Origin of the sequence: Streptomyces sp. SID11385, assembly GCF_010548245.1 — a bacterium.
Taxonomy (GTDB): domain Bacteria; phylum Actinomycetota; class Actinomycetes; order Streptomycetales; family Streptomycetaceae; genus Streptomyces.
In genome coordinates, this window is sequence record NZ_JAAGLR010000669.1 from 1 (window position 1) to 2,260 (window position 2,260).

The 2,260-nt window shown below is 73.8% G+C and carries 4 protein-coding genes; 2 read left to right on the plus strand and 2 right to left on the minus strand.

The features are described from left to right. Positions 1–247 precede the first annotated feature (247 nt). On the minus strand, positions 248–1,084 hold the full coding sequence (locus G3I42_RS20425; protein ID WP_164287958.1) for an aminotransferase class IV: 837 nt from the start codon (positions 1,082–1,084) through the stop codon (positions 248–250). An 85-nt stretch (positions 1,085–1,169) separates the two neighbouring features. Between G3I42_RS20425 and G3I42_RS20430 the strand changes: the two genes are divergently transcribed. Both G3I42_RS20430 and G3I42_RS20435 read left to right on the plus strand, forming a co-directional pair. Then, complete coding sequence (locus tag G3I42_RS20430; RefSeq protein WP_164287960.1) at positions 1,170–1,412, plus strand: type II toxin-antitoxin system prevent-host-death family antitoxin; 243 nt, start codon at positions 1,170–1,172, stop codon at positions 1,410–1,412. Next, complete coding sequence (locus tag G3I42_RS20435; protein ID WP_164287962.1) at positions 1,409–1,855, plus strand: PIN domain-containing protein; 447 nt, start codon at positions 1,409–1,411, stop codon at positions 1,853–1,855. Before G3I42_RS20430 ends, G3I42_RS20435 begins: the two co-directional genes overlap by 4 nt. A gap of 23 nt (positions 1,856–1,878) precedes the next feature. Here the strand turns inward: G3I42_RS20435 and G3I42_RS20440 are convergent. Then, a partial coding sequence (locus G3I42_RS20440; protein ID WP_164287964.1) for a GNAT family N-acetyltransferase occupies positions 1,879–2,260 on the minus strand: 382 nt, incomplete at its 5' end.

Here is a 2,260-nt window from a genome sequence, read left to right on the forward strand (position 1 = left end):
GGGGGCCGGGGCGGGCTCCGCCGCGGCGGCGACCGCCGGCAGCGCGCACCCCCCGGCCAGGACAAGGGCGGCCACCGCACCGTTGCGCGTACGCCTCGCGGGCATGGTCCTCCTTCCGCGGGGGCCCGCTCGCGACCTCTGCGTGCCGCGAAGCCGAACGCGCCCCGCCTTCGAGGTAAGCCCGGCCCGCTCCGCACCGCGCGCTCAGCGCGGGCGTACGGGTGACAGCCCATCAGCGGACGGCGGCTCAGACCTCCTCCCAGGGCACCGCCTCGTACACCGCGCGCAGCCGCCCGAGCAGCGTTTCGTCCACCGCGTAGGCGTGCCCGTCGATCTCGCCGACGGCGACGATGCCGCGCGAGTTCGCGAGGAACACGGAGCGGAACCCGGCCAGGTCCGCGAGGCGCACCGGCCGCCGGGCGGGCGCGAGCCCGGCGCCGGGCAGCCCCTGTTCCAGGAGCGTGAGCGTCGTCCCTGCGAGGGCGGGCGCGGTGGGCAGCACGAGGCGTTCGCCGTCCCAGAAGAGGACGTTCGTGACGCCGCCCTCGGCCACCTCGCCGTCCGGCCCGGTGAGCAGGATCTCGTCGTACCCGTCCCGCGCGGCGAGCCGCCCGTGCTGCGTCTGGGCGAAGCCGCCGAGGTGTTTGACGTGCGGGAAGGGCCGTACGTACGGGACCGAGCGGACCCGCAGCGGCTCGTCGCCGACCCCGGTGGGCGCGGCGAGGGTCACCATCAGCGAGAGCGCCCCGGCGGGCCGGTGCACGTACACGCGCAGGGCGGCATCACGCGCCCGCGAGGACGCGAGCGCGTGCCGCACCCGCTCGCGCACGAGTCCCGTATCGAGCGCGTCCCCCCACAACTCCCACGACGCGGCCCGCAACCGCTCCAGATGCACCCCCGGCCCGCGCACCTTCCCGCCCCGCACCTGCGCGGCGGTGAAGTGCCCGTCGGACCGCATGGCCCGCCACAACAGATCATCGGCGGAAGCGGCCCGCCCATCGACCTCGACCACCTCGACCCCCAGCTCCGCCGCAAGAGGCCCCAACCCACCGGCCACGTCCCCCACCCCACCCTTGTTCACCATGGGGGCCACGCTAGAGTCCTGCGGCCGCGAACGGTGCGGGCGGATCAAGGGCGACCGGAGACGGTGCGGTAGTAACATGTACTACATGGAAGCCACCGCCCGCGAGTTCAATCAGAAGTCCTCGCAGATCCTTGCCGCCGCGGCCCGGGGCGAGACCGTCGTCGTCACGAAGAACGGCGTCGCCGTCGCTCGCGTCATCCCGATCACCGACGACGACGTCCCCCCGTACCCGACCGATCCCATGGGCCCCGTCGACCTGCCGGAGCTCGACCTCCCCGACCTCACGGACGAGGAGATGGAGGACGTGCTCAGGGGGATGGGATCGTGAGCCTCGTCGCCATCGCCGACACCAATGCCCTCTACCGTCTGCTCGATCCGAAACTCACTGGGCACGAGGCGCACAAGGGGGCGCTGGCAGCCATCAGCCACCTCATCGTCTCGCCCATGGTCCTGGCCGAACTGGACTACCTGATCACGGCGAGAGGCGGTCCCCGCAGTGCGTTGGCCGCGGCCAGGTTCATCGAACGCAACACGGCCACCCGGCGGTTCGAAGTGCCCCCTGTCGCCGCGCACTTGAGTGCGGCGATCGCCGTCGCGGAGGGATACGCGGACGCGGACGGAGGGAAGGGCATCGGGTTGACCGACGCCATGAACGTGGCTCTGGCCGCCGCATACCGGACCGATGCCATGTTCACCGCCGATCGTCACTTCCGCATGGTCCGGCCCCTGACCGGCCACAAAGCCTTCCGACTCCTCCCGGACGATCTGTGAGCAGGGAGGCGTGGGAGCCCCTTTCACGCCTCCGCGACCCGCTTCGTCATCCGCACCTCCGCCCCGTCCCCCGCCCCCTCCGCCACGAACCCCCGCCGCGCGTACACCGCCCGCGCCGCCGTGTTTCCCGCCAGCACGCCGAGGCGCAGCCGCTCCGCCCCGGTGCCGCGGGCCCACTGCTCGACCGCGTCGAGCAGCAGGCCGCCCACGCCGCGGCCCCGTACCGCCGTCGCGACCCACACCGAGTGCAGCTCCACCGTGCCGTCCCCGGCGGGGAGGCCGCTCGTCGTGCCGACCGCTCGTCCGTCCACGAAGGCCGCCACGTGGTACGCGCCGGGCAGCGCGAGGCGGGCCCGCCACCGGTCCTCCTCGCGCGGGCCCCAGTCCGCGAGCCGCGACCGGAAC

Coding starts and splice junctions, on each gene's coding strand:
- G3I42_RS20430 (WP_164287960.1), top strand. CDS start 1,170: ATGGAAGCCACCGCCCGCGAGTTCAATCAGAAGTCCTCGCAGATCCTT.
- G3I42_RS20425 (WP_164287958.1), bottom strand. CDS start 1,084: ATGGTGAACAAGGGTGGGGTGGGGGACGTGGCCGGTGGGTTGGGGCCT.